Origin of the sequence: Actinocorallia herbida, assembly GCF_003751225.1 — a bacterium.
Classification (GTDB): domain Bacteria; phylum Actinomycetota; class Actinomycetes; order Streptosporangiales; family Streptosporangiaceae; genus Actinocorallia; species Actinocorallia herbida.
Map to the genome: position 1 here is coordinate 4,885,673 of NZ_RJKE01000001.1, position 24,418 is coordinate 4,910,090.

The 24,418-nt window shown below is 71.5% G+C and carries 23 protein-coding genes; 7 read left to right on the forward strand and 16 right to left on the reverse strand.

Annotated features, from left to right (window positions below):
* Positions 1-93: 93 nt before the first annotated feature.
* From EDD29_RS22500 to EDD29_RS22515, 4 genes are all read right to left on the reverse strand, one after another.
* Positions 94-861 carry a DeoR/GlpR family DNA-binding transcription regulator gene (locus tag EDD29_RS22500; protein ID WP_123670621.1) on the reverse strand — a complete coding sequence of 256 codons (768 nt, stop codon included), beginning with the start codon at positions 859-861 and terminating at the stop codon, positions 94-96.
* A gap of 289 nt (positions 862-1,150) precedes the next feature.
* Positions 1,151-2,311: an ROK family transcriptional regulator gene (locus tag EDD29_RS22505; RefSeq protein ID WP_123666317.1), complete on the reverse strand. Its 1,161-nt coding sequence runs from the start codon at positions 2,309-2,311 to the stop codon at positions 1,151-1,153.
* A gap of 64 nt (positions 2,312-2,375) precedes the next feature.
* Positions 2,376-3,869, reverse strand: coding sequence for a glycoside hydrolase family 36 protein (locus tag EDD29_RS22510; RefSeq protein WP_123666318.1), 1,494 nt, complete (start codon positions 3,867-3,869; stop codon positions 2,376-2,378).
* A gap of 79 nt (positions 3,870-3,948) precedes the next feature.
* On the reverse strand, positions 3,949-5,301 hold the full coding sequence (locus tag EDD29_RS22515; RefSeq protein WP_123666319.1) for an ABC transporter substrate-binding protein: 1,353 nt from the start codon (positions 5,299-5,301) through the stop codon (positions 3,949-3,951).
* Between the two features lie 150 nt (positions 5,302-5,451).
* On the opposite strand from EDD29_RS22515, the gene EDD29_RS22520 reads away from it, so the two are divergent.
* The 3 genes from EDD29_RS22520 to EDD29_RS22530 all read left to right on the forward strand — a co-directional run bounded on the left by EDD29_RS22520 (position 5,452) and on the right by EDD29_RS22530 (position 10,773).
* Complete coding sequence (locus EDD29_RS22520) at positions 5,452-6,843, forward strand: DUF4832 domain-containing protein (RefSeq protein WP_123666320.1); 1,392 nt, start codon at positions 5,452-5,454, stop codon at positions 6,841-6,843.
* Positions 6,844-6,902: 59 nt separating this feature from the next.
* Positions 6,903-9,521 (forward strand): carbohydrate-binding protein, encoded by a 2,619-nt coding sequence (locus tag EDD29_RS22525; protein WP_211359838.1) that lies wholly within the window; start codon positions 6,903-6,905, stop codon positions 9,519-9,521.
* Positions 9,522-9,591: 70 nt separating this feature from the next.
* A complete protein-coding gene (locus EDD29_RS22530) occupies positions 9,592-10,773 on the forward strand; it encodes a Gfo/Idh/MocA family protein (RefSeq protein WP_123666321.1) in 1,182 nt (393 codons plus the stop codon).
* 188 nt (positions 10,774-10,961) lie between these two features.
* Here the strand turns inward: EDD29_RS22530 and EDD29_RS22535 are convergent, their stop codons facing one another.
* The 3 genes from EDD29_RS22535 to EDD29_RS22545 all read right to left on the reverse strand — a co-directional run bounded on the left by EDD29_RS22535 (position 10,962) and on the right by EDD29_RS22545 (position 13,372).
* On the reverse strand, positions 10,962-11,366 hold the full coding sequence (locus tag EDD29_RS22535; RefSeq protein ID WP_170201513.1) for a peptidoglycan-binding domain-containing protein: 405 nt from the start codon (positions 11,364-11,366) through the stop codon (positions 10,962-10,964).
* Between the two features lie 170 nt (positions 11,367-11,536).
* Positions 11,537-12,418 carry a carbohydrate ABC transporter permease gene (locus EDD29_RS22540; protein ID WP_123666323.1) on the reverse strand — a complete coding sequence of 294 codons (882 nt, stop codon included), beginning with the start codon at positions 12,416-12,418 and terminating at the stop codon, positions 11,537-11,539.
* A 12-nt stretch (positions 12,419-12,430) separates the two neighbouring features.
* On the reverse strand, positions 12,431-13,372 hold the full coding sequence (locus tag EDD29_RS22545; RefSeq protein WP_123666324.1) for a carbohydrate ABC transporter permease: 942 nt from the start codon (positions 13,370-13,372) through the stop codon (positions 12,431-12,433).
* A gap of 658 nt (positions 13,373-14,030) precedes the next feature.
* Here EDD29_RS22545 and EDD29_RS45570 point away from each other — a divergent pair.
* Both EDD29_RS45570 and EDD29_RS22555 read left to right on the forward strand, forming a co-directional pair.
* Positions 14,031-14,237: a hypothetical protein gene (locus tag EDD29_RS45570; RefSeq protein ID WP_170201514.1), complete on the forward strand. Its 207-nt coding sequence runs from the start codon at positions 14,031-14,033 to the stop codon at positions 14,235-14,237.
* A gap of 38 nt (positions 14,238-14,275) precedes the next feature.
* On the forward strand, positions 14,276-14,812 hold the full coding sequence (locus tag EDD29_RS22555) for an AAA family ATPase (protein WP_123666325.1): 537 nt from the start codon (positions 14,276-14,278) through the stop codon (positions 14,810-14,812).
* Between the two features lie 199 nt (positions 14,813-15,011).
* Here EDD29_RS22555 and EDD29_RS22560 read toward each other — a convergent pair whose 3' ends face one another.
* The 7 genes from EDD29_RS22560 to EDD29_RS22590 all read right to left on the reverse strand — a co-directional run bounded on the left by EDD29_RS22560 (position 15,012) and on the right by EDD29_RS22590 (position 20,938).
* Positions 15,012-15,773 carry a DeoR/GlpR family DNA-binding transcription regulator gene (locus EDD29_RS22560; RefSeq protein WP_123666326.1) on the reverse strand — a complete coding sequence of 254 codons (762 nt, stop codon included), beginning with the start codon at positions 15,771-15,773 and terminating at the stop codon, positions 15,012-15,014.
* Between the two features lie 42 nt (positions 15,774-15,815).
* Positions 15,816-16,661, reverse strand: a complete 846-nt coding sequence (locus tag EDD29_RS22565; RefSeq protein WP_123666327.1) for a carbohydrate kinase family protein — start codon at positions 16,659-16,661, stop codon at positions 15,816-15,818.
* The gene (gene melA / locus EDD29_RS22570; protein ID WP_123666328.1) at positions 16,658-17,956 is read right to left on the reverse strand and encodes an alpha-glucosidase/alpha-galactosidase; all 1,299 of its coding nucleotides are present in this window, start codon (positions 17,954-17,956) and stop codon (positions 16,658-16,660) included. Before melA ends, EDD29_RS22565 begins: the two co-directional genes overlap by 4 nt.
* The gene (locus tag EDD29_RS22575) at positions 17,953-18,735 is read right to left on the reverse strand and encodes a class II fructose-bisphosphate aldolase (RefSeq protein WP_123666329.1); all 783 of its coding nucleotides are present in this window, start codon (positions 18,733-18,735) and stop codon (positions 17,953-17,955) included. The genes melA and EDD29_RS22575 overlap by 4 nt, the downstream gene beginning before the upstream one ends.
* Entirely contained in the window at positions 18,732-19,601 is an 870-nt protein-coding gene (locus EDD29_RS22580; protein WP_123666330.1) for a 1-phosphofructokinase family hexose kinase, read from the reverse strand. The genes EDD29_RS22575 and EDD29_RS22580 overlap by 4 nt, the downstream gene beginning before the upstream one ends.
* Complete coding sequence (locus EDD29_RS22585; protein WP_211359839.1) at positions 19,598-20,458, reverse strand: SIS domain-containing protein; 861 nt, start codon at positions 20,456-20,458, stop codon at positions 19,598-19,600. Before EDD29_RS22585 ends, EDD29_RS22580 begins: the two co-directional genes overlap by 4 nt.
* 120 nt (positions 20,459-20,578) lie before the next feature.
* Positions 20,579-20,938, reverse strand: coding sequence for a DUF488 domain-containing protein (locus EDD29_RS22590; RefSeq protein ID WP_211359840.1), 360 nt, complete (start codon positions 20,936-20,938; stop codon positions 20,579-20,581).
* Between the two features lie 214 nt (positions 20,939-21,152).
* Between EDD29_RS22590 and EDD29_RS22595 the strand changes: the two genes are divergently transcribed.
* Positions 21,153-21,629: an AbfB domain-containing protein gene (locus EDD29_RS22595; protein ID WP_123666331.1), complete on the forward strand. Its 477-nt coding sequence runs from the start codon at positions 21,153-21,155 to the stop codon at positions 21,627-21,629.
* Positions 21,630-21,781: 152 nt separating this feature from the next.
* Here the strand turns inward: EDD29_RS22595 and lexA are convergent, their stop codons facing one another.
* Positions 21,782-22,453 carry a transcriptional repressor LexA gene (gene lexA / locus EDD29_RS22600; RefSeq protein WP_123666332.1) on the reverse strand — a complete coding sequence of 224 codons (672 nt, stop codon included), beginning with the start codon at positions 22,451-22,453 and terminating at the stop codon, positions 21,782-21,784.
* Between the two features lie 86 nt (positions 22,454-22,539).
* On the reverse strand, positions 22,540-23,361 hold the full coding sequence (locus tag EDD29_RS22605; protein ID WP_148086055.1) for a VOC family protein: 822 nt from the start codon (positions 23,359-23,361) through the stop codon (positions 22,540-22,542).
* A 329-nt stretch (positions 23,362-23,690) separates the two neighbouring features.
* Here EDD29_RS22605 and EDD29_RS22610 point away from each other — a divergent pair, with 329 nt between their 5' ends.
* Entirely contained in the window at positions 23,691-24,389 is a 699-nt protein-coding gene (locus EDD29_RS22610; RefSeq protein WP_148086056.1) for a GntR family transcriptional regulator, read from the forward strand.
* Positions 24,390-24,418: the final 29 nt, after the last annotated feature.

Below are 24,418 nucleotides of genomic sequence, written 5' to 3' on the forward strand. Positions count from 1 at the left end.
AGGGTCGGCCCCGCCTCCCACGATGGAGGGTTCCCCGGCGGGCGGCGGCCATCAGGGCGCGGTCGGTCTCGGCCTCGACGCACCCGCGCCGACTCAGACGATGACGAGTTCGCCGACGTGGGCGGCGAGGTCGGCGCGGGCCTCCTCGGGGAGGCCGTCGTCGGTGACCAGGACGTCGGCGTCGCGCAGCGGGGCGATGGTGCTGAGGCCGGTCACGCCCCACTTGGTGTGGTCGGCCAGCACGATCCGGCGGCGGGCGGCGGCCATCAGGGCGCGGTCGGTCTCGGCCTCCAGCAGGTTCGGGGTCGTGAGGCCCGCGCGGACGCTCATGCCGTGCACGCCCAAGAGCAGCACGTCGACGTTCAGGGAGGCTACGGCGGCGACCGCGATCGGGCCGACCAGCGCGTCGGACGGGGTCCGGGTGCCCCCGGTCAGCACCACGGTCTGGTCCGCGCCGCCCTCGGCGTGGAAGACCTCGGCGACCGACCACGAGTTGGTGACGACCGTCAGGCCGGGCACCCTCACCAGGTGGCGCGCGGCGGCCCACGTGGTCGTGCCCGCCGACAGGGCGACGGCGCTGCCCGGCGGCACCAGCTCCGCCGCCCTGCGCCCGATCCGCTCCTTCTCCGCCCGCAGCACCCCCGACTTGACGGCGAACCCGGGCTCGGCGGCGGCCGAGCCTTCCAGGGCCGTGGCCCCGCCGTGCACCTTGACCAGCCGCTCCTGCTCGGCCAGCAGCTCCAGATCGCGCCGGATCGTCATGTCCGACACCCCGAACCGCTCGGCCAGCTCCACGACCCGCACCGAGCCCTCGCGCCGCACCGCCTCCGCGATCAGTTCCTGCCGCTGTGTCGCCAGCACCGCCACCTCCACCGCGTCCGGCTCGCCTCAGGAAATCAACATTACCGAACATCGCGCCGCCAGGGGCCGGACCCGCCGTCCGAACGGCCCGCATCCGGCGCTCGGCGGACGTGCGCCGGTTCCCGGACAGCCGGACAGCCGGACAGCCGGGCAGCCGGGCAGAGCAGGCGAGCCGGGCGGGCGCGGGCAGGTCAGGCGGGCCGCGGGACGGGCGCCCCGGCGGTCCGAACGGCCCGGTCGAGCCGAGCCAGGCCGGTCGAGCCGAGCCGGGCGAGCCGCGGGGCCGCGGTCAGGACAGGGCGAGGGGAGCGGGCATCCCGTCGCCGAAGAGGCGGGCGTCGATCTGGTCCAAAGCGACGCGCAGGGCGCCGAGGGCGACGCTGTCGGCCCCGAGGTTCGACGCCCGGATCTCCGGGACGCGCAGGCACAGGCGGGTGAGCTCGCGGGTGAGAGGGTCGATGATGAGGTCGGCGGAGCGGGAGTAGCCGCCGCCGAGCACCACGACCTGCGGGTCGAGGGTGAGGACGAGGGCCGCCGCGCCGACGGCGAGGTCCTTCACATACCGGCGCAGCGCGGCCTTGGCGTCGCGGTCGCCTTCGCGGACGCGTTCGAAGACCCAGGCCGCCTTGTCGTCGGGGTGGATGTCCTCGGGGACGCCGGGGCAGTTCTCGATGTGCGCGGGGGCCGAGAGCCAGCGGACCGCCTTGAGCGCGCCGATCTCGCCGGCCGCGCCGCCGAAGCCGCGGCGCAGCGTGCCGTCGATGATGAGGCCCGCGCCGGTGCGCATGCCGGCCAGCAGGTAGACGATGTCGTCGGCGTCCTGGGCGGCGCCCTGCCAGCGTTCGGCGACGGCGGCGAGCTTGCAGTCGTTCTCGACGAGGATCGGGCAGGTGAACCGGTCCGCGAGGTGCTCGGCCGGCGACACGCTGGCCCAGCCGGGCAGCGGGGTGAACAGGGTGGTGCGGCCGGTGGCGTCGACGGGACCGGTCACCCCGACCGTCACCGCCCAGATCTCCTCGGGCCGCATCCCGGCGGCGCTCAGGCACTGCGTGATGGCGAGATCGACGGCCTCCAGCCGGGCGGCCGGGTCGGCGTCGGACGCGACCGGCAGCCGGTGGCGGTGCAGCACCGTGCCGTCGAGGTCGGCGAGCAGGACGAGGATCTTGTGGCCGCCGACGTCGACGCCGAGCACGTGCCCGGCGCCCGCGTTGAAGCGGTAGCGGCGGGCCGGACGCCCGACGCTGCTCCCGTCGGGCTCGACGACCTTGACCCAGCCGTCGGTGACCAGCCCGCGGACCACCACGTCGGTGCCGGGGCGGGACAGGCCGGTGCGGGTGGCGAGCTCGGTGACGGTCGCGGGCCGCCGGCCCCGCATCGCCCGCACGATGCTGAGCGAATTCAGCTCGCGAAGCTTGCTGACGTCGGCTCCACCCGCGACCGCCTCGGTCACCACTGTCCCCCTAAATATGTGTCCCCCTAATTATGCTTTACCAAAGCATAATCCTACCGTCCGATCAGGAGATCGGATACCGCTGGTCCGGGTTCAGCGCGGCGGTGAAATCGACGGGACGGCCGTCCAGACTGAAACGGTAGCGGCCCTCCTGGACGATCTCCGGATCTTGGCCGAGATAGGCGATCATCCGTCCCAGTTCGTCGGGGGTCAGCCAGGAGGGCGGGTCGGAGATCGCCTTGAACCCGCAGATCGCGGCGAGGTCCTGCAACCAGCCCAGTTGGGTCTCGGTGAGCAGGTTGAGGCGGCTGCGGAAGTAGACGATGTCCGGATCCACCTGGAGCAGCGGCGCCTGCCACAGCCGGTGAAGCGTGTTCACGACGGCGTTGTAGGCCATCGCGTCCGACGGGTCGTTCGTGGCGTAGTTGGTCCACAGGGGCGCCACGTCGGGGCCGCTGCGCATCCCGTCGACCAGCCCGAGCGACGGGAGCAGCAGGCCGCCGCTGCCGAGCAGGTAGGCGCCGGGGCCGGCGACGCGCCGGATCAGCGCGAGCGCGTCCCGGTACGCCTGCTCGCGGGGCGCCCCGGAGGCGCGGACGCCGGGGACCGCGCCGGCGTTGATGAAGTCGAGCTTGAGGTAGGTGAACCCCCACTCGTGCACCACCCGGTGGATCATCTCCGTGAGGTGCTCCTGGACACCCGGATGTGTGAGGTCGAGCGCCCAGTACCCGACGCCCCAGTTGTTCCCGGCGACGACCGGCTCCCCCGCCTCGTCGCGCAGCAGCCATTCGGGGTGCTCGCGCGCCGTCTCCGAAGTCGGCAGCACGATGAACGGCGCGAGCCACAGGCCCGGCCGCATCCCCGCCGCGGAGATCCGCTCGGCCAGCGCCCGCATCCCGGAGGGGAACTTCTCGTTGGCCGCCCAGTCGCCGACGGCCCGCTCCCAGCCGTCGTCGACCTGCACGACGTCGAAGCCCAGCCCGGTCAGCGCGGCGACGTCCTTGGCCAGGGCCTCCTCGGTGATGCCCTCGTAATAGGCGTACCAGGTGCACCAGACGTTGCCCGCACGCTGATCCGCGGAGCCCAGCCGCTCGGCGAGCTGCGCGGTGTAGTGACCGAACACCTCCGCCTCGGTGCCGTAGGCGAGGAACCATGGCGCGCCGTCGACCTCGCACCAGCCGACGAGGGTGTCGCGGTCGGCGGCGAGCCGGGGGGTGCCGAGCCCGAGCGAGCCCAGGAGCAGGACCCGTCCGTCGGGGCCCTGGAGCGCGGCGACCGCCGAGGAGTGGTGGCGGTGCGGATCATCCCAGACGGTGTCGTCGGCGGTCAGGCGGCGCCCGGGGTCGGCGATCCGCAAGGGGTCCTCGCTGAGGCGCCGCCAGCCGCACGGGCTCCAGGAGTTCTGACCGTGCCGGTAGAACAGGGCGTCGGCGAGACCGTGCAGGACCGCGACTCTGCCGGGAGGCAGGATCAGGCCACCGGTGACCGGCTCGGGCGGCTGCGCCCCGGTCTGCTCGACCGCGAACGTGCGGCCGGCCAGGTCGACGAGCAAAGGCATGGCACTCCTTCAAAACAGCGAACAGCGGTGACCGCCCGGCGGGCGCGAGGCCCACCGAGCGGGAAAGGCGGTGGAACGATCAGCCGAACAGGCCGTTGACCTGCTCGTTGGCCTTCTTCAGCGCAGACCCGGGCTCGTCCTGGCCGACGGCGACCGACTGCAGGGCGTCCTGGACGATCTGGCTGATCTCGGTGCCGTGCTCGGTGATCGGCAGCAGGAACGTCGCGCCGGGGGTCTTGGTGTAGTCGACGTACGCCTGCACCTCGTGGCCCTTGTCCTTGTGCGCGGCCAGCGCCTTCTCCGTCGCGGTCTTGATCGCGGGGAACACCACGGCGTTGGCGGCGACGAGGTCCTGGCACTCGGCGGAGCCGAGGAACTTGACCCACTTCCAGGCGGCGTCCTTGTGCTCGGTGCCCGCCCAGATCGCGTCGGAGAGGCCGTTGATCGCGCTCTTGCGCGAGCCGACCGGGCCGACGGGCAGCGGCGCGATCGCGAAGTCCTGCGCGGCGTCCTCACCGAGGTAGGTGTTGATCGTCCAGGAGCCGGCGATGGTCGTCGCGGCCTTGCCGGAGCCCATGATCGCGTCGATGCCGAGGGTCGACTGCTTGTCGAACCGGGTCGCGTAGCCCTTCTCCGTGATCGACTTGTACCAGGCGATGGTCTCGACGAGCTTGGGGTCGTCGTACTTGAACCGGGTGCCCCAGGGGTTCTTGTCCAGGTAGGTCCAGCCGTTGGCGGCGGCGAGCTCGCCCCAGCCGTTCTGGCCCTGGGAACCGTCGTTCCACTCCGGCTGGTAGCCGTGCACCTTGACGTGGTCCTTGTCGAAGGCCGGGTCCAGACCGTTGCGGCCCTTGTCGTCGATGGTCAGCCTGGCGATGAGCTGCTCGAAGGTGCCGCCGTCGGTGGGGTTCCAGGTGAGGTCGGCCAGCTCCTCGGGCTTGACGCCGGCCTTCTCCAGCATGTCGGCGTTGTAGACGATCGCCTCGGTGTCCCAGTCCTTGGGCAGGCCGTAGCGGGCGCCGTCCTTGGTCCACAGGTCGGCGAGACCGTCCTGGTACTGGGTGAGGTCGACCTTGTCGGCCTCGACGTAGGGCTGGATGTCGAGGATCTGCCCGCTGGAGACGAACTGCGGGTAGTAGGAGACCTGGTCGGTCCACACGTCGGGGGCGTCGCCGGCGGCCAGCTGGGTGGTCAGGTTCTGCCAGTACTGCGCCCACGCGTTCTGGGTGATCTTGATGGTGATGTCGGGGTTCGCGGTGTGGAAGGCATCGGCGCACTGCTGATAGGAGGCCAGCTGGTTGTCGTCCCACAGCCAGTAGTCCAGGGTGACGGGGCCGCTCTGCTTCTCGTCGCCGGAACCGCAGGCCGCGAGCGCCGTGCCCGCCAGCAACCCGCAGACCAGCGCGGTGCCGATGCGCTTTCTGTTGAACATCGAGGTCCTCTTCCAGGGGATGGGGCCGAGGGGCCAGAAAAAGTTCCCTCTTGCCTTGGTGGCTCTCTCGAATAATGATGTGGCTCATCGAAAATTTGTCAAGGGCAGCTCATAACGCGGCTCTGGCGAACATCCCCTGTGGAGGCTCCGATGGCCCATCGTCCGATCCCCCGGCACGTCCGGATCGCCGCCGTGGCCGCGCTGACCGCGCTCGCGACGGCCCTGCCCACCTCGGTCGCGGCGGCCTCCGCGCCTTCGGGCTGGCGGGCCCTGGCGGCCGCGGACGCGCCGGACACCAACCCCCTGGAGGGCTTCATCCCCTACTCCGGCTCGTACTCGACGTTCCCGCACTCGATGGAATGGTTCTACCTGCCGCTCGACGCGGTGATGACCGGCCCCGGCGCCTTCGACTGGACCGCCCTGGAAGACCAGCTCGACGCCATCGCCGCCCGCGGCCACCAGGCGGCCTTCCGGTTCTACCTGGACTACCCGGGCAAGCCCAGCGGCGTCCCGCAGTACCTGCTCGACGCGGGCCTGACCACCCACCCGTACGACGACTTCGGCAACAACGGCCAGAGCGTCTCCCCGGACTACGACGACCCCCGCCTCGTCGCCGCGCTCGACGAGTTCATCGCCGCCCTCGGCGCCGCCTACGACGGCGACCCCCGCGTCGGCTTCGTCCAGCTCGGTCTGCTCGGGTTCTGGGGCGAATGGCACACCTGGCCGCACAACGGCGACCCCGGCACCGAGAACTGGTTCGCCTCCCAGGCCGAGCAGGTCAGGATCCTGGACGCCTACGACGCGGCCTTCGACGAGACCCGGCTCATGGTCCGCTACCCGAGCACCGACAACGCGGCCCATGACATCGGCTACCACGACGACTCCTTCGCCTACTCCACGCTGCCGGGGACGGGCTGGCACTTCATGGACCTGATGCGGCAGGCCGGGACCACCGAGAAGTGGAAGGACGTCCCGGTCGCCGGCGAGCTGCGCCCCGAGCTCCAGGGCTGCCTGTTCGACCTGCCGATGGACTGCACGAGCGACGGCGACAACAACTTCGCCGACGGCGTCGCCCAGACACACGCCTCGTGGCTGCTGAACCACTACGCGTTCACCCCCGGCTACACCGGAGCCGCCTACGACAACGCGCTGGCCGCCGCGAAGTCCCTCGGCTACCGACTGCGGGTCAGCGCGATGCGGACCGGCGAGAGCCGCCGCGGCCTCACCGTCTCGATCCGGATGCGGGACGACGGCGTCGCGCCGTTCTCCTACGACTGGCCGCTCCAGCTCGCCGCCGTCGGCCGCGACGGGCGGGTCGCCAAGACCTGGACGACGTCCTGGAAGCTCACCGGCGTCCAGCCCGGCGCGCCCGTCGAGTTCTCCGCCGCCCTCCCGGACTCCGGCCTGCGCAAGGGCGAGTACACGCTCGTCCTGCGGGCCGCCAACCCGCTGCGCGGCGGCGTGCCGCTGCGCTTCGCCAACGCCGGCCAGGACACCACGCTCCCCGGCTGGCTCACGCTCGGCCGGACCCGGGTCTCCTGACCGGGCCCGTCCGCTCTCGGGGAACCACCATCCACCCCCCAACGGAGGTCACCACCCCCATGCACTCCACCCTGACGCGGTTCTGCCGCGCCGCCGTCGCCCTGGCCATGGGCGCGCTGCTGGCGCTGCCGTCGGCGGCGCCCGCGGGGGCCGCCCCCCAGGGGCCGCCGCCCCGGCCGACGGCCCCGCCGAGCCCCGACCCGTCCCTGACCGCCCACCCGCTCACCGCGGCCGCGAGCCCCGTGGACAACCCGCTCAAGGGCTTCGCCCGCTTCTACTCCCCCGGCGCGAACCAGAACTCGGGCTACCCGCACTCGCTCACCTGGACGTACTTCGGCCTGTCCGAGATCATGACCAACGCGGCGAACTGCGGCTCCTACGACTGGTCGCTCGTCGACGCGGCCCTCAACGAGAGCGCCACCTACGGCAACCAGGTCGCCATGCGGTTCTACATGGAGTACCCGGGCGGCTCCGGCACCCACCCCGCCAACGCGATCCCGCACTGCTTCGACGGCCACGTCACCTACCGCACCAACGCCAACTGGGGCACCACCAGCCCCGACTACGACAGCGCGTACCTCCTCACCGCCCTCCAGAACTTCATCGCGGCGTTCGGGGCGCGGTACGACGGCGACCCGCGCGTCGGCTTCGTCCACACCGGCCTCATCGGGCTGTGGGGCGAATGGCACACCTGGCCCTACGACACCGACACCGCGGACGGCCTGCCGAACTACATGCCGACCGACGCGCACGGCGCGCAGATCCTCCAGGCGTTCGACAACGCCTTCAACACCACCAAGCTCGAAGTCCGGTACCCGGGCGCCGGGGGGTCGGCCGCGAGCGGGTTCGACATCGGCTACCACGACGACTCGTTCTGCTTCCGCGAAGGCAGCCCGCTCGCCGGGGTGACGCTGCCGACGTCGCTCGGCGGCGCGAGCTACTCCCAGCTCCAGCGGGCGCTCGACGCCGGCGTGGAGAACAAGTGGATCACCTCCTCGATGGGCGGTGAGGTCCGGCCCGAGATCCAGTCGCGGGCCTTCTCCTTCTGGCCGGGCGGCTCCGGGGACGTCGACGACATGAAGGCGTGCATCGAGCTGGAGCACACCACCTGGAAGATGAACGAGCAGAGCGCCGGCTACAGCTCGACCGACGCCAACGTCGCCGCCGCGGTCCGGCTCATGGGCTACGACCTCGGCGTCACCGACTCCTACTACACCGGCACCGCCTCCGGCACCGCCAAGGTCGGGGTACGGATCGCCAACAACGGCGTCGCCCCGTTCTACTACCCGTGGACGGTCTCGCTCGGCCTGAAGAACAGCGCCGGGACCGTCGTGAAGTCCTGGGACACCTCCTGGGACCTGCGCAAGGTGATGCCGCTGAGGATCAGGTCCTTCCCGGACTGGAACGTCGGCGCCGACCCGACGTACCTGGACTACGGCCACCCGCAGTACTACGACACCAGCGTCAGCCTCTCGGGCGTCGCCAACGGCGACTACCAGTGGGTGATGCGGGTGAAGAACCCGCTGGAGGCCGTCAACGCCGGTGCCAAGAAGCTCCGCTTCGCCAACGCCGCCCAGAACGCCGACGGCTGGCTCGGCCTCGGCCCGGTGACCGTCGGCACGAGCACCGACACCGTCGCGCCCAGCGCGCCGACCGGGCTCGCCGCGTCCGCCACGACGTCCGGTTCGACCGCGCTGACGTGGAACGCGGCCACCGACAACGTCGGGGTCACCTCCTACCAGGTGCTGCGCAACGGCACCGCGGTGGGCACGACCGCCACCACCTCCTACACCGACACCGGGCTGTCCGCGGGCACGGCCTACAGCTACACCGTGAAGGCGCGTGACGCGGCCGGGAACTCCTCGGCGGCGTCTTCCGCCCTCTCCGTCACCACGCAGGCGGCGGGCACACCGTCCGCGACGGTCGAGGCCGAGGCGAGCGGGAACACGCGGACCGGCACGGCGGTCATCGCGGCCTGCGCGACGTGCTCGGGCGGGTCCAAGGTCGGCTACGTCGGCAACGGCGCGACGCTCACCTTCCACCAGGTGGGCGACGGGACGGCCGGGACGCACACGCTGACGATCTCCTACCTCTCGGCGGAGGCGCGCACCGCGACCGTCCAGGTCAACGGTGGGGCGGCGACGTCCGTCGGCTTCCCGGCGACCGCCGACTGGAACACCGTCGGCACCAAGACGGTCGACGTGATCCTCACCTCGGGGAACAACACGATCACCCTCGCCAACGCGAGTGGCTGGGCGCCCGACTTCGACAAGATCAGCGTCGGCGGCACGACCACGACGTCCGCGACGGTCGAGGCCGAGGCCACCGGGAACACGCGGACCGGCACGGCGGTCATCGCGGCCTGCGCGACGTGCTCGGGCGGGTCCAAGGTCGGCTACGTCGGCAACGGCGCGACGCTCACCTTCAACAATGTCGCCGGAGGGACCGGCGGCACCCGCACCCTGACGATCTCCTACCTCACGGCGGAGGCGCGCACCGCGACCGTCCAGGTCAACGGCGGGCCCGCCACCTCCGTCGGCTTCCCGGCGACCGCCGACTGGAACACCGTCGGCACCAAGACGGTGACCGTCACCCTCGCGGCAGGCGCCAACACCATCACCCTCGCCGACCCCGGCGGCTGGGCCCCTGACGTCGACAAGATCACCGTCACCGGCTGAGCCCCCTCACCCACGACCCCGGACTGTGCCCTCGGGTCCGGTCCGGGGTCCCCCATTTCCGGAGGACTTCATGACCGACCCGCGAGACCTGCGGCTGGGCCTCATCGGCGCCGGGCAGCGCGGCGAACTCGCCGACGCCGCGCACCGGCCCGGACAGGGAAGCCGCGTCACCGCCGTGTGCGACACCGACACTGCGGCGCTGGCGCGCGGCGTTCAGCGGTTCGAGGGCGCGGCGGGATTCACCGACCACGACCGCCTGCTCGACCGGGCCGACGTCGACGCCGTCGTCATCGCCACCCCGGACGACACCCACGCCGACCTCGCCTGCGCCGCGCTGGAGGCGGGCAAGACCGTCTATCTGGAGAAGCCCCTCGCCATCACGATCGAGGACTGCGACCGGGTGCTCCGCACCGCCGCCGACACCGGGACCCGGCTGTACCTGGGGCACAACATGCGGCACATGGGAGTGATCCGCCTGATGCGCGACATCATCCGGCGCGGTGACATCGGCGCGCCGCAGACCGTCTGGGTGCGGCACTTCGTCGGCCGGGGCGGCGACTACTACTTCAAGGACTGGCACGCCGACCGGCGGCGCACCACCGGTCTGCTCATCCAGAAGGCCGCGCACGACCTCGACGTCGTCCACTGGCTCGCGGGCGGCTACACCGAGCGCGTCAACGCCCTCGGCGAACTCATGCTCTACGGCGGTCTGCCGCGCCGTCCCGAGGGCACGCCGCCCGCCGAAGGGTGGCTCACCGACTGGCCGTGGCCGCCGACCTCCTCGACCGGCCTGAACCACCGCATCGACGTCGAGGACGTGTCGGTGATGAACATGCGGCTGGACAACGGGGTCATCGCGGCCTACCAGCAGTGCCATTTCAGCCCCGACTACTGGCGCAACTACACCGTCATCGGCACCCACGGGCGGCTGGAGAACTTCGGGGACGAGGACGGCGCGGTCGTCAAGGTCTGGAACCGCGGCCCGTCGACGTACCGGGACGACTGCGACATCGCCTACACCGTCCCACCCGCCGAGGGCGGCCACGGCGGCGCCGACACGGCCATCATGGCCGAGTTCCTGCGCTTCGCCCGCCACGGCGGCCCGACCGACACCTCACCGGTCGCCGCCCGCATGAGCGTCGCCGCCGGCTACCTCGCCACCCGCTCCCTCCGCGAAGACGGCGCCCCCTTCACCGTCCCGCCCCTGGCTCCCGACCTCGTCGCCTACTTCACCCGCCACCAGACCCGCTGAACACCGGCGACCGCCGACGCGCGAGGGCATCGGCGGTCGCCGCGGGACCTCCCGGGGCCCGCTCAAAAGGGGACCACCGGGCTCATCAATATGACCGGCCGTTCCATCGCGGCACGAGCCACGAATCCGGAACAAAGTTATCCGAATTAATGCCGGGATATCGCCGTCGGTGTCGTTCCGGGCCCTGTCTAGTTGTGCGGGATCTGACTGGCGCAACCGTTCCGCCAGGTCGTCGCCGCGGTCCTTCCGTTCGCGGTGGCGGTGTAGGAGAGGGAGATCATGGCGTCGCCGGCGCCCTTTCCGAAGATGCCGTCCGTGGTGAGGCCGAACCACGACTTGTGGTCGTTGACGGCGTTGCGCGTCGCGGTGCCGAAGATCCCGTCGGTGGCAAGGGGGGACGAGTTGCTGGTCCAGTCGCTGTACTCGAGGTTGAGGCCCTTCTGCAGGCAGACCACGCTGGCGCCGGTGTCCCCGAGCTGAAGCTGGGACGGAGCGGCCGACGCCGGTGCCGAGAGTACGACCGCCGCGCAGGAGGCCGCACCGGCGACGAGCGCAGCCCGGCGCAGCGGGCGCGCCGAAACGAAGGAGAACAAAAGGATCCTTCCGCCAGAAGACAGAACCGTTTCACTGTGCAAGAAACGTTTTTCGCAGTCAACCCCAGAATTCACGGAACCTCATGCACCCGAAAAGTGACCGCAGGTGATCCGCGCAGACCAGGTGCCCTTTTCCCGGTGCGGGACCGAACCGTTCCGATGGGCTTGGCTCACTTACTGCCGGAGAAGTTCAGGGACTGGACCAGGCGCTTGCCCAGGAAGAGCAGCAGGATGAGCACCGGGATGATGGAGATGACGGAGCCGGCCATGAGGCCCGTCCAGTCCGGGGCGGTGTTCGGGGACTGCTGGAGGAACACGCCGAGGCCGACGGTGAGGACCCGGGTGCTCTCCTCCTTGCCCACCAGCAGCGGCCAGAGGTAGTCCTTCCAGCTCCAGACCACCGTGGTCAGGCCGATGGTGATCAGGGGGCCGCGGCTCATCGGCAGGACGATCCGCCAGAACATCTGCCACGGGCCGACGCCCTCGATGACCGCGGCCTCCTCGACCTCCTTGGGGATCGACAGGAAGAACTGGCGGAGGAAGAACACCGCGAACGGCGTCATCAGCAGGCTGGGGAGCACCATGCCCGGCAGGGAGTTCAGCAGGCCGAGCTGCTTGGCCAGGACGAAGTTCGGCAGCAGCGTGAAGATCGGCGGCACCATGAGGGCCGCGATGATGACGCCGAACATCAGATCCCGCCCGGGGAAGCGCAGCCGGGCGAAGGCGTAGCCGGCCATCGCGCAGCAGAAGGTCTGCACGATCGCGATCAGGCCGCTGTAGACGATCGAGTTCAGCGTGTACCGCAGGAAGTTGATCTCCGCGCCGGAGCCGCCCGCCTCCCGTACCTGCTCGAGGTCGACCAGGCCGAGCACGCGCTTGAAGTTGATCAGCGTGGGGTGCTGCGGCCACAGCGCGGTCGCGTCGCGGTACAGGTCGGCGGCCGGCGTGAGCGCGGTGCGGACCATCCAGTAGAACGGGAACAGGGTCAGCACGACGGCGACGAAGAGGACGGCCCAGGCCGCCCGCCGGCCGATCTTCAATCCGGAGAACATCGAGCGGCTCCTTTAGCCCAGGTCCGAGCGGGACGCGCGCAGCATCCGCATCTGCAAGGCCGTCAGCAGGCCGAGGATGACCACGAGGACCATCGCCACAGCCGCGGCGTAGCCCATGTGGAAGTAGGTGAACGCCTGTTGGTAGATGTAGTAGTAGATGACGCGGGTCTCGGGGATCGGCGCCTTGCCGCCGTAGACGACCGCGACGGTGTCGAAGATCTGGAACGAGCCGATCATCGAGACCACCAGCACCAGCGCGAGGATCGGCCGCAGCAGCGGCAGCGTGATCGACCGGAACTTGCGCAGCTCGCCCGCGCCGTCGATCGACGCGCTCTCGTACAGGTGCTCGGGGATCTGGAGCATCCCGGCGTAGAGCAGCAGCGAGGTGTACCCGGTGTAGGCCCAGCTGTTGACCAGCGCGACCAGCGGCATCGCCCACGCGGGCGAGTTGAAGGACAGCGTCGTGTCCAGGCCCGCCGACCCGAGCAGGTGGTTGACGAATCCGAGGTCGGGGTCCAGCAGCCACGCCCACAGCAGGCCGACCGTCACGTTCGGCACGAGCCAGGGCACCAGCAGCCCGGCCCGCAGCACGACCGACCGCGTCAGCCGGTGCATCAGCGTCGCCAGCCCGAGCGCCAGCACGGTCTGCGAGGCGATGTTGACCACGACGTAGTAGCCGGTCACCTTCAGCGCGTTCCAGAACTGCGCGTCGTCGATGAGGTGCTCGTAGTTGTCGGCGCCCACGTAGGACGGGTCGTTGAGCAGGCTGTAGTCGGTGAGCGAGTACCAGACACCGCGTACCGTCGGATAGGCGTAGAACACGAGGAACCCGAGGATCACCGGCGCCAGGAACAGCCACCCGACGCGCCGGTCGTCCCGCGCCCTGCCCTTCTCCGCCACCCGGCCGACCCGCCGCTTCACCCCGGAACCGAACCGCGTTCCCGCCACCTGCATGCGCCCACTCCTTCTCGGTGGCCGTGCGCCGTGTCCCACGACACACCCAACGGACAATAATGATGTGGCACAGCGGAAATTTGTCAAGAGCGCATCATATTTATCCGCCGAATTCACCCGGACGCCGTCGCGGTACCGACACGGTACGCGCCCGGATCGCGGCGGCGTCAGGGGCACCGGGGCGGCTCCGCCGTCCGGCGGGTCCGCGATCTTGCGGGGCCCTCCGGGAGGCGTCCACGGTCGCCCGCCATGACGCAAGGCGGAGTGGAGATCACCGCGGAGCCGGTGCGGGAGCCGGTGCGGGAGCAGTGTCCCGAGCCGGCCGACCGTCCGGTGCGGTTCGGGGCGCGGGGCTCGGATGGTCAGAGGTGGCGGCTCGGCGACGACCTGGCCGTCCGGCTGCCGTGGGCGACGCCCCCACCGGACGTCTCGGCTGCGGCGCCTGCACCACCCACCCGACCCCGCCTCCGCGCCCGTGGCCGGGCCGCCCTCCGCGCCCTCACCGCCCTCCTCATCGGCCACGCCGGCCTCCACGCCCATCCCGGCGGCAAACCCACCCGGACCCGCCCCGCCCCGCCCAGACCGCCCTCCACCACCTCACCACCCGCCCCGCCTGAGCGGGCGCCGGACTCCCTCTCCACACATCCGCGGCACCCCCGTGGTCGCGGACCTCCGCCCCGGCGGCCTCAGCGATCCGGGAAGCACGGTGCGGATCGGGTTCGAGCGGTCGGGGGCGCTGACCGACCTGAACGATTCGGTCGACGTCCACCGGCAGGCCGTTGCGGCCGATCCCGCCGACGACCCCGACCGGCCCAGCGGACTCGGCGATGACGAGGCGGGCTCAGCGGCTCCGTGCCGGCCCTAAGATCGCCGTTCCAGTGGGAACGGAAACGGAGCGGAAAAATGAGAGTCGGGATTTCTGGGACGCATGGAACCGGGAAGACGACGTTGGCCGAGGGGCTCTGCGAGCGGCTGCCCCGTCATGTGATGGCGGAGGAGCCCTACTACCTGCTCGAGGAAGAAGGGTACGACTTCGGGTTTCCGCCCTCGCTGGAGGACTACCGGGCGCTGCTGGAGTGCTCGGTGCGGAGCCTGGCTTCACCGGAGGACGGGATCGTGTTCGACCGGACACCGGTGGACTACCTGGCCTATATGGCGGCGATCGGCGCGGATCCCGTGAACGGAGTCGGCGGCGAAGCGCTCCGCACGGCTCTCATGAGCCTTGATCTGCTCGTCATCACGGTGATCACCCCCGAAACGGAACGGACCCTGCCGCCGCCGGAGATGCCCGCGCTCCGCTCCCGGATGAACGAGGCGCTGCTGGACCTGATCAGCGCCGACCCGTTCGACGTCTGGGCGGACCTGCCCATCCTGGAACTCGACGGCCCCCTCGGCACACGGCCGGCGACGGTACTCGCCGCGCTGGAACAGCTCCGGTGAGACGAGCCGTGTCCTCGACCTGCGTTGATCTCGTGACTTCGTCTCCGGTGACTCCTACGCGTCCGGCTCCGGCATCCGTCGAGGAGTTCCGCGAAGCGCGACCTGCGGGAACACGACCCACGGTCACCACCATCGCCCACGGCTCCTTCGGGGGCCGGGGCCGTGTTCGGGAGCGGACGGGCGGGTCGGGGGCGGCCTGTCAGGCGACGTGGACCTGGACGCCGGCGGCACGGAGGCGGTCCAGTTCGGCGGGGTCGGCGGTCGCGTCGGTGACCAGGATGTGGAGTTCGGCGGTCTCGGCGATGCGGGAGAACGCGCGGACCTTGATCTTGGAGCCGTCGGCGAGGACGACGACGCGGCGGGCGGCGGCGATCAGGTGGTGGTCGGTCTGGGCCTCGACCTCGTCGTGAGTGGTGATGCCGACGATGGCGTCGACGCCGTCCACGCCGAGGAACGCGACGTCCAGGCTGATGCCCGACAGGGCGCGGTCGGCGATCGGGCCGACGAGCTCGTAGGACTCCGGGCGTACTCGGCCGCCCGTCACCACGAGCTCGATCGACGGCCGCACGGCGAGGTCGCCGGCGATGTTCAGGGCGTTGGTGACGACCGTGAGCGGCCTGCCGAGCGCGGCGAGGCGGCGGGCCAGCTCGGTGGTGGTGGTGCCGCCGTTCAGCCCGATGGTGTGCACCTCGTCGGTGACCAGCGCGACCGCGGCGGCGGCGATCCTGGCCTTCTCCTCGTCGTGGCGGCCCGCACGGTAGCGGACCGGCAGCTCATAGGTGACGCCCGCGCCCACGGCGCCGCCGTGCGTGCGCTTGAGCAGCTGCTGGTCCTCCAGGGTCTGGAGGTCGCGCCGGATCGACGCGGGGGACGCCCCCAGCTCCGTGCACAGGCCGGTGACGGTCACCGAGCCGTGCGCGGCGAGCCGATCGAGGATGAAAGCGAGCCGTTCTTGACGCATTCGCTCACTATAGAACGGCCGACCTGATCGAATGACGACACATCATGCGCGTATCAGGGAATCCACCTCCGCTCGCGTCGGCTGCGCGGCGGTCCCGCCCGGCGCCCGGGTGGACAGGGCGCCGCAGGCGCAGCCGAGGCGCATCGCGTACTCCAGGTCGCCCGTGTCCAGCCAGCCGGCGAGGAAGCCGGCGTCGAAGCTGTCGCCCGCGCCCACGGTGTCGACCGGGGTGACCGGGGGCGACGGCACCGAGGTTCCGGAGGGCAGGGCGAGCGCGCCCCGGGCGCCGCGCTTCACCACGGTCGTGCCGGGGAAGCGCGGCAGCGACGCCGCTTCCGCCTCGTTCGGCAGGAGGACGTCGACGACGTCGGGCAGGCCCTCGGCGAGCTCCCAGCGGCCGGAGGGGTCGTGGTTGGTGTCCAGGGAGGTGCTGCCGGGGAAGCGGCGGAACAGGCCCACGACGTCCAGCACGGGCTGGAGGAAGTACGACGCGGCGTGCGCGTGGCGCGCCTCGGGGAGTTCCGCCGCGGTGAAGTGCGGCAGGCAGCCGGGCGCGGTGAGGATGGCCCGGTCGCCGTCCGGCCGGTTCAGGCAGACGGTGAGCGCGGTCGGCAGCTCGGGATGCCGGACCACGCCGGAGACGTCCACCCCCGCCGCGCGCAGGACGTCGAGGACGAAGTCGCCCGCGGCGTCGCGGCCGACCATCGAGACCAGCGCGGTGTCCAGGCCCAGCCGGGCCGCGCCGTGCGCGACGATCGCCGCCGAGCCGCCGAGCGCGAGGACGCCGTCGGACACGAGCGTCTCGGCCTGCCCGAAGGGGGGTGTCTCGGGCGCGCCGAACAGCAGAACGTCGGGATTGGTGTCGCCGACCACCACGAGATCCCTCATCGCAGGGCCTCCGGCAGCAGGTCGCGGTGGGCGCCCAGCATCGCGTCGCACAGGGCGGTGATCTCCTCGACGGTGAGCGCGGCCGCCGTGGCCGGATCGCACAGGAGCGCGTGCCGGACGTGGTCGCGATCGCCCTTCACGGCGGCCTGGACCACCAGGTCCACCACGCCGAGGAAGCTCCGGTTGAGCGCGGCGAGCTGCGGCGGCAGCGCGCCCACGTGGTGCGGGCGGACGCCCGTGCGGTCGGCGGTCGCGGGCACCTCCACGGCCGCGCCGTCGGGCAGATCGGCGATCAGGCCGGTGTTGGCGGTGGTCACCTGGAGGACGCGGGGGGTGCCCGTGACGAGCGAGTGCACGATCTGCGGCGCGTACTCCACCGCGCCCTCCTGCTCCCCCGGGCCCGGGTCCTCCCCCGCCGCCAGCCGATCGCGCACGCGCTCGTACTCGGCGAGGTTCTCCGCCGAGATCCGCGCATAATCGCGCACCGGAATGCGCAACCTCTCGATCTCTCCGGCATGACGCAGGTACCAGGGGACGTACTCGGCGGAGTGCTCGGACGTCTCCGTCGGATAGAAGCCCAACCGCCGGTACATGTCCACCCTGACCCTTCGGGCGAGCTGCGGATCGGCCTCGATCGCGGCGTCCAGCAGGGGGTAGAGCGAGCGGCCTTCCCGTTCCCAGCGCAGGATCCAGGCCTGGTGGTTGACGCCCGCCGACACGAAGTCCACCTCCTCGTGCGGCACGCCGACGAGGTCGCACAGGCCCCGCACCGTCCAGTACACCGAGTGGCACAGGCCGACGGCCCGCACGTCCGGCGCGACCGCGGCCAGGTACTGGAGGTTCATGGCCATCGGGTTGGTGTAGTTCAGCAGCCACGCGCGCGGGCAGACCGCCCTGACGTCGGCGGCCAGGCCGTCCAGCAGCGGGAACGTGCGCAGCGCGCGAAAGACGCCGCCGACGCCGAGGGTGTCGCCGATGGTCTGGCGCAGACCGTGGGCCCGCGGGACGTCGAGGTCGGTCAGGGTGGCCGCGTGCCCGCCGACCGCGACCAGGTTCACGACGAAGTCGGCGCCCTCCAGCGCGGCCCTTCGGTCCGGGTGCGCGGTGACGACCGGGCGCGCGCCGAGCCGCTCGGCGGTCAGCCGGGCCAGGGACTCGGCGACGGCGAGGCGCTCGGGATCGATGTCGTGCAGGGCCAGGTGGAGGCCGTCGAGTTCGGGGAAGGACAGCAGGTCGTGGATCAGCTGCCGGGTGAACACCACCGACCCGGCGCCGACGAAGGCGACGCGGATCATCGGGCCTCCAGGACGTGGATGAGGCGGGTGACCTCGGCGGCGACGGCGTCCCGGCCCGCGCCGAGGTACTTGCGGGTGTCCACCAGGTCAGGGGCCGCCGCGAGCCGCGCCCGGACGGCCGCGGTGAACACCTTGTTGAGCTGCGTGGCGATGTTGATCTTGTGCATGCCGCGGCGGACGGCCTCCGCGAGGTCCGCGTCGGGCACGCCCGAGGAGCCGTGCAGGACCAGCGGCACCGGGACCGCCGTGTGCAGCTTCGCGATGAGGGCGAAGTCGAGTTCGGCGTCGCGGGTGAGCATCGCGTGGGAGGAGCCCACGGCCACGGCCAGCGCGTCCACGCCCGTGGCCGCGACGTATTCGGCGGCCTCCACGGGATCGGTGCGGACACCGGGCGCGTGCACGCCGTCCTTGCCGCCCACCTCGCCGAGTTCGGCCTCCACCCGGACGCCCGAAGCGTGGCATTCGCGCACGATCGCGGCGGTGCGGGCGACGTTCTCGGCGTGCGGCAGCGCGGAGGCGTCGAACATCACCGAGCCGAACCCGAGCGCGACCGCCTCGCGGACGAGCGCCTCGTCCGTCGCGTGGTCGAGATGGACGGTCACCTCGACGCGGGCGGCGTCGGCGAGCGTCAGCAGGGCGCGGCCGAGCGGGGCGAGCGCGCCGTGGTAGCGCACCGCGTTCTCGCTGAGCTGGAGCACCACAGGGCTGCCCGCGGCCTCCGCGCCCTGGACGATCGCCTCGGCGTGCTCCAGTTGGATGGCGTTGAACGCCGCGATCATTCGTGCTCCTTCGGGAGGGGGGTCGGCCGGATCTCGGCGGCCGTGTACCGGTCGGCGTCGAAGTCGCCCGCGACGGGCGCGGCCACCGCGGCGGCCGACAGCGCCACGGCGTCGGCGACGAGCTCGGGCCAGGGGGTGCCGCGGCGCAGGCCGCGGGCGAACGCGGCGACGGCGGCGTCGCCCGCGCCGGTCGGGTTGCCGTGCGTCTCGGGCGGGGTCGCGCGCCAGCCGCCGTCGGCGAGATGGACCGCCAGGCCGCGCGGCCCGTCGGACACGGCCACCGCCTGGGCGCCGAGCGCGCGGAGCTGGGCGGGGGTGCGGCCGGTGGCGCGCAGCTCCTGCGCGTTCGGCTTGACCAGGGCGGGCCGGGCCGGGAGGCCGTGCAGCAGGGCGGGGCCGTCGGCGTCCAGGATGACGGGGGCGTCGGCGGCCTCGATGAGGCGGGCGTAGGCGTCGTCGGGCAGGCCGGGCGGAAGCGAGCCGGACAGGACGACGACGTCGGCGCGCAGCGTGCGGAAGCGCGTGAGGAACGCCTGCCACTCGGGCTCGGTGACGAGGGGGCCCGGCTCGTTGAAGAGGGTGGCTTCGGCGTCGAGGACGGTCAGCGTGCACCGGGTCTCGCCGCCGATCTGCACGAACGCGGACGGCACGGGCAGATCGGCCAGGAACGCCGCGCCCGTCGCGCCGCCCGCGAAGCCGGTGGCCAGCACCTCCTCGCCCAGCGCGGCCAGGACGCGCGCGACGTTGACGCCCTTGCCGCCCGCGCGCCTCCGGGGAGGCCCGACCCGGTGCACGGCCCCGGGCACCAGCCGGTCGACGGGATAGGTGACGTCGAGCGCGGCGTTCAGCGTGACGGTCAGGATCACCTGAGGATCACCGAGCGGGTCAGATGCCGGGGCGCGTCGGGGTCGAGACCGCGGCCCTCGGCCAGCGCGACCGCGAGCCGGTGCACCAGCACCAGGTCGGCCATCGGATCGCGGTCGTGCTCGACCCACCGGCCGCCGGTCGCCTCGACCTGCTCCCGCAGGCCGTCCGGCCCGGGGCCCAGCGACCACACGGCCGACCGCTCGTCGGTGATCGCGATCGGCCCATGCCGGAACTCGGCCGCCGGGTACGCCTCGGTCCAGCTCAGCGACGCCTCGCGCATCTTCAGCGCCGCCTCGGCCGCCAGCCCGTTCGTCCAGCCCCGGCCGAGGAACGTGAACTGGGTCCGGTCCAGCGCGGGGATCTCGACGGCCAGCGCCTCCTCGGCGTCCGCGATCGCGGCCGTCAGATCCTCGCCCAGGCTCGCCCGGAACAGCGCCAGCGCGGTCGTCGCGAACCGCGTCTGCACCACCGACCGCTCATCGGCGAAGTCCAGCACGACGACCTGGTCGGCCGCCCCCATGATCGGCGTCTCCGGATCCGCGGTGACGGCGACCGTGGGCGCCTCCACCCGCGCGAGCACGTCAAGGACCTCGGTCGTGGTCCCCGACCGCGTCAGCGCGACGACCCGGTCGTACCGCCGCCCCACCGGAAACTCCGACCCGGCGAACGCGTCCGTCTCCCCCTGCCCCGCCGCCTCCCGCAGCGCGGCATACGCCTGCCCGACGAACCACGAGGTCCCGCACCCCACCACGGCGACCCGCTCCCCCGGCTCCGGCAGCCCCCCGGCCCCGACCTCGCCCACCCGCCGCCAGCACTCCGGCTGCGACCTGATCTCCGCCTCAACGTGAAACACCACATCAACCTCCGTGCTCGAATATGAGCACTTTCTAGCACAATCAAGCAAAATCAACCAGCCAGCGGAGACCCCGCGCGGGGCTCCACCGTTCAGGTCGTCCCGCCGTAGGGTTCGGCTCCGTCAGGGGTTTCGGCTGAGGAAGCCGGCCAAGACGGGCAGGTGGCTGTGCTCGATCTCCTTCGTCGAGGTCAGCAGCACCACCGGTCCGGACCGCGTGAGCTCACGCAGCCGAGCCACCGCGCCGCCCCGGGCCGGGCAGTCCAGCTCCGCCAGGTAGCGCCGTCCGAACTCCTCTTCGCGCTCAGGCGCGTGGCCGTACCACCGCCGCAGCTCGTTGGAAGGCGCGACGTCCTTCAACCACTCGTCCCAAGGCGCCTCCGCCTTGGCGACCCCCCGCGGCCAGAGCCGGTCCACCAGCACCCGAGTACCCCGCACCCCGCTCAGATCCTCGTAGACCCGGCGCATCCCGATCTCCACCATCGCCCCCCCCACGAAGGCCCGGCCCTTCCCACCTGCCTTCCCCCGCTGGGGACGGTGTCAACGTGGGAAGCCAGGCTTCGGCAGACCATGGTGAAGTTCTGCGCGGACGCCTTCGCGAGACCGGAGAGGGATGGGCATCCGACCTGAGGGTAGAAATAAGAATGTAGTGCATGCGTCGCTTCGTGCAAGCTCTAAAGAGATCGGGGGGTGCGGCATGGGAACATCCTTTCAGTCCTTCAACTTTCCGGACAGGTTCATTCGGCACGCAAATTTCCAAGGGGAACTGACACCCATCGCCAGCGAACTCGACCGCCATGACGCGACCTTCGCCATCGTGCGCGGTCTCGCCGACCCGGATCTCATCTCCATCCAATCCCGCAACTTCCCCATCCACTACCTGCGCCACCAGGGGTTCCGCATCAGACTCCACGAGGGCCCGGTGGGCGCCCTCGGCGTTCCCCCTCCGGAGACTGACGAGATGAAGCTCATGCGGAAGGACGCCACGTTCGAAATGGTGCCCGGACTGGCCGATCCAGCCAGCGCGTCGTTCCGCTCATTCAATTTTCCCGACCGGTTCCTCCGGCACAGGGATTTCCACCTCTTCCTCGATCCCGTCAACGACGAGCTGAGCCGCAAGGACGCGACCTTCAAAGTCGTCGATGGATTCATCCCGGATGACCCGATCCACTGACGCCGACCATGGCTCCTCGGCCCACGTTCGACATGAGCGCGGGACAAGTCATCTCTGAGAGCTTTGGCCGCGCTCCGATCGAAGTCCACGGCGAACGGGAGAACTCTTACGGAGATGTGCCCGCGGTGCGAGGGCGAGAAGGGCCCGTGTTCTCAGACCGTGCGGAGGACGGAGACGACGATGCCGAGGATGGAGGCGTTGTCGCCGTCGATCGGGTCGTAGGCTGGGTTGCGGGGTTCGAGGAGGACATGGCCGTCGCGGCGGCGGTAGACCTTGACGGTGGCCTCGCCGTCGATCATGGCGGCGACGATCTGGCCCGAGTGGGCCTCCTGCTGCTGGCGGACGACGACCATGTCGCCGTCGCAGATGGCCGCGTCGATCATCGAGTCGCCGCGCACGCGCAGGGCGAACACCGTGCCGCGGCCGGTGAGTCCGCGGGGCAGCCGCAGGGCGTCCTCGACGTGCTCGTCGGCCGTGATGGGGACGCCCGCCGCGATGTCGCCGACCACCGGCACGGCCACCGCGTCGTCCCCCGGCCCCGCGGCGCGGGCCCCGGGCAGGAACGCCCGCACGTCGATCGGGCGCGCCACGGCCGTGCCGCGCCGCAGGAAGCCCTTCTCCTCCAGGCTCACGAGATGCTTCGACACCGACGACGAGGACCGCAGCCCCACCGCGTCGCCGATCTGCCGGGTGCTCGGCGCGTAACCGTGCCGGGTCACCCAGTCCCGGATCACGACCAGGATCCGCTGCTGCCGCGCCGGCAGGGCTGCCGCGTTCAGGTCCTCGAACCCGTCAAGATCGTCGTAGCTCACCGCCCGAAGCATAGCCCCAGGCGGCAGGTCGGGCGGCCTCGTCGGGCCGACGCCCGGGTCCCATGACCTGCGCTGATCCGACGGGACCACGTTCCCCGTCAGGCAGGCGGGCGGATGATGCGTCCGCTCCGGCTGAGGACCTTCGGGGCGCCGGGGGACGGAGTCCTTCGTCGGGTCTCCAGGCTCGAGGTGGGAATGAGCACGAAGATCGCGTTCTGGGTACCGGTGAGCGCGACGGCGGGACCATGGACGGGGTCGTCGAATTCGACGATGCGGTGGGCGCCCAGGTCTTCGGCGCGGCGTGCCCATTCCATCAAGTCGGGGACCGCGAACTGGACGATCCAGGCGGACAAGCCCTCACCGGGGACGTCCGGGGGAATGGGCGCCATGCTCGCGACCGGCCGGCCCTCGACGGTCCAGAGGGTCTGGTCGCCTTCACCCACCCTGCCCCAGCCGAAGACCCGGGGGTAGAAGTCCTTCGCGCCTTCGACATCGCGGGTGACCAGTTCGGTCCACCCCCAGGTGCAGTCCCGCCCGGAGACCTCCGCCCCGTACCGGCCGTGCGGCTCCCAGCCCATGAAGTGGACCCGCTCACGATCGATGTAGCCGCCGAGAACGCCGTGGTCCTCCAACGGAACGGGCTCCAGCACGACCTTGCCCCCGGCGTCCTCGACGAGCGAGTTCAGCGACCGGATGTCCTCGACCGCGAAGTACACCGTCCAGGACGCCGACCCGCCGGACACCGGCTCAGGCCAGATCCCCGCCACGGCCTCGCCCTCCAGTGTGAAGACCGGGTAGCCCGACTCCAGCCGGGAGACCTCCCACCCGAAAAGCCCCCGGTAAAATCGCGCAGCCTCATCGATGTCCTCCGCGCTCAACTCCACCCAGCACGGAGACCCGAGCGGATACCGCTGCTCCATACCTCCATGCTCGCCCTCCCCGCCCGCCACCGACATCCCGAACAAAGATCTTTACCTGCACTTATTGATCTCTTCGCCTTTCCTTGCCCTCGTGGCCGACCTCGAAACTGTCGGAGGACCGCGCCGACGATCGCGGGTCGTTCGTGAGCGCCTGGGTGCGCGTCGTCCGAACGGCCTCGGCCTGGGAAGTCCGGGCCCGGGCCTCTCCCGGCCGCAGGGTCGCAGGCTGTGGACGGCGGCGCGGAACCGGCGGGGCTGCGGGGCCGTTCCGGGCTGTGGTGATCCGGTAATCTTGCGGGCGTGGCACTGCCGACCAGGAACGGGCTCAGGTGACCAGGGCAGACGGAGCCGGACCGCCGGGGGTGGCGGACATGTCGCTCCCCGAGCAGATCTACCAGCGGTTGCGCGAGCAGATCATCTCCGGGGAGCTGCGGCCGGGTCAGCGCCTGATCGAGCGCGAGCTGTCCGAGGCGCTCCAGGTGTCGCGGGTGCCGCTGCGCACGGCGCTGCCCCAGCTCGAGACCGACGGTTTCATCGACCTCCTGCCGCGCCGGGGCGCGGTCGTGACCCAGCTGACCCTCCGGGACGTGGCGGAGGTGTTCGACGTGTGGGAGGCGCTGGAGGTCCTCGCCACGCGCCTGGCCGCCCAGAGGATGGCCGCGAACCCCGCCGACGAGGGGCTGCGCGCGCTCGCCGAGAGCATCGACACGGCACGTGAGGCGGCGCGGGCGGGCGACCGGGCCGCCGCGGAGCGGGCGACGAGCGCGTTCCACGGGCTGGTGCTGGATCTGGCGGGACACCGGCTGCTGGAGCGGGTGATGCGGTCGCTGAGCGGACGCCGCGAGTGGCTGACGCGGATGACCGGCAAGCAGACCGAAGAGGAGTTCGAGGAGCACGACCGGCTCTTCCGGGCGATCGCGCAGGGCCAGGTGGAGGTCGCGGGGGCGCTGGCGCTGGCGCACGTGGCCCGGATCAGGGAGCAGGCGATGACCGAGCTGGCCGGGGTGCTGCCGCCGGACGCGGACTGAGCCCCCGGCCCCCGGCGTAGCCGGAGGCC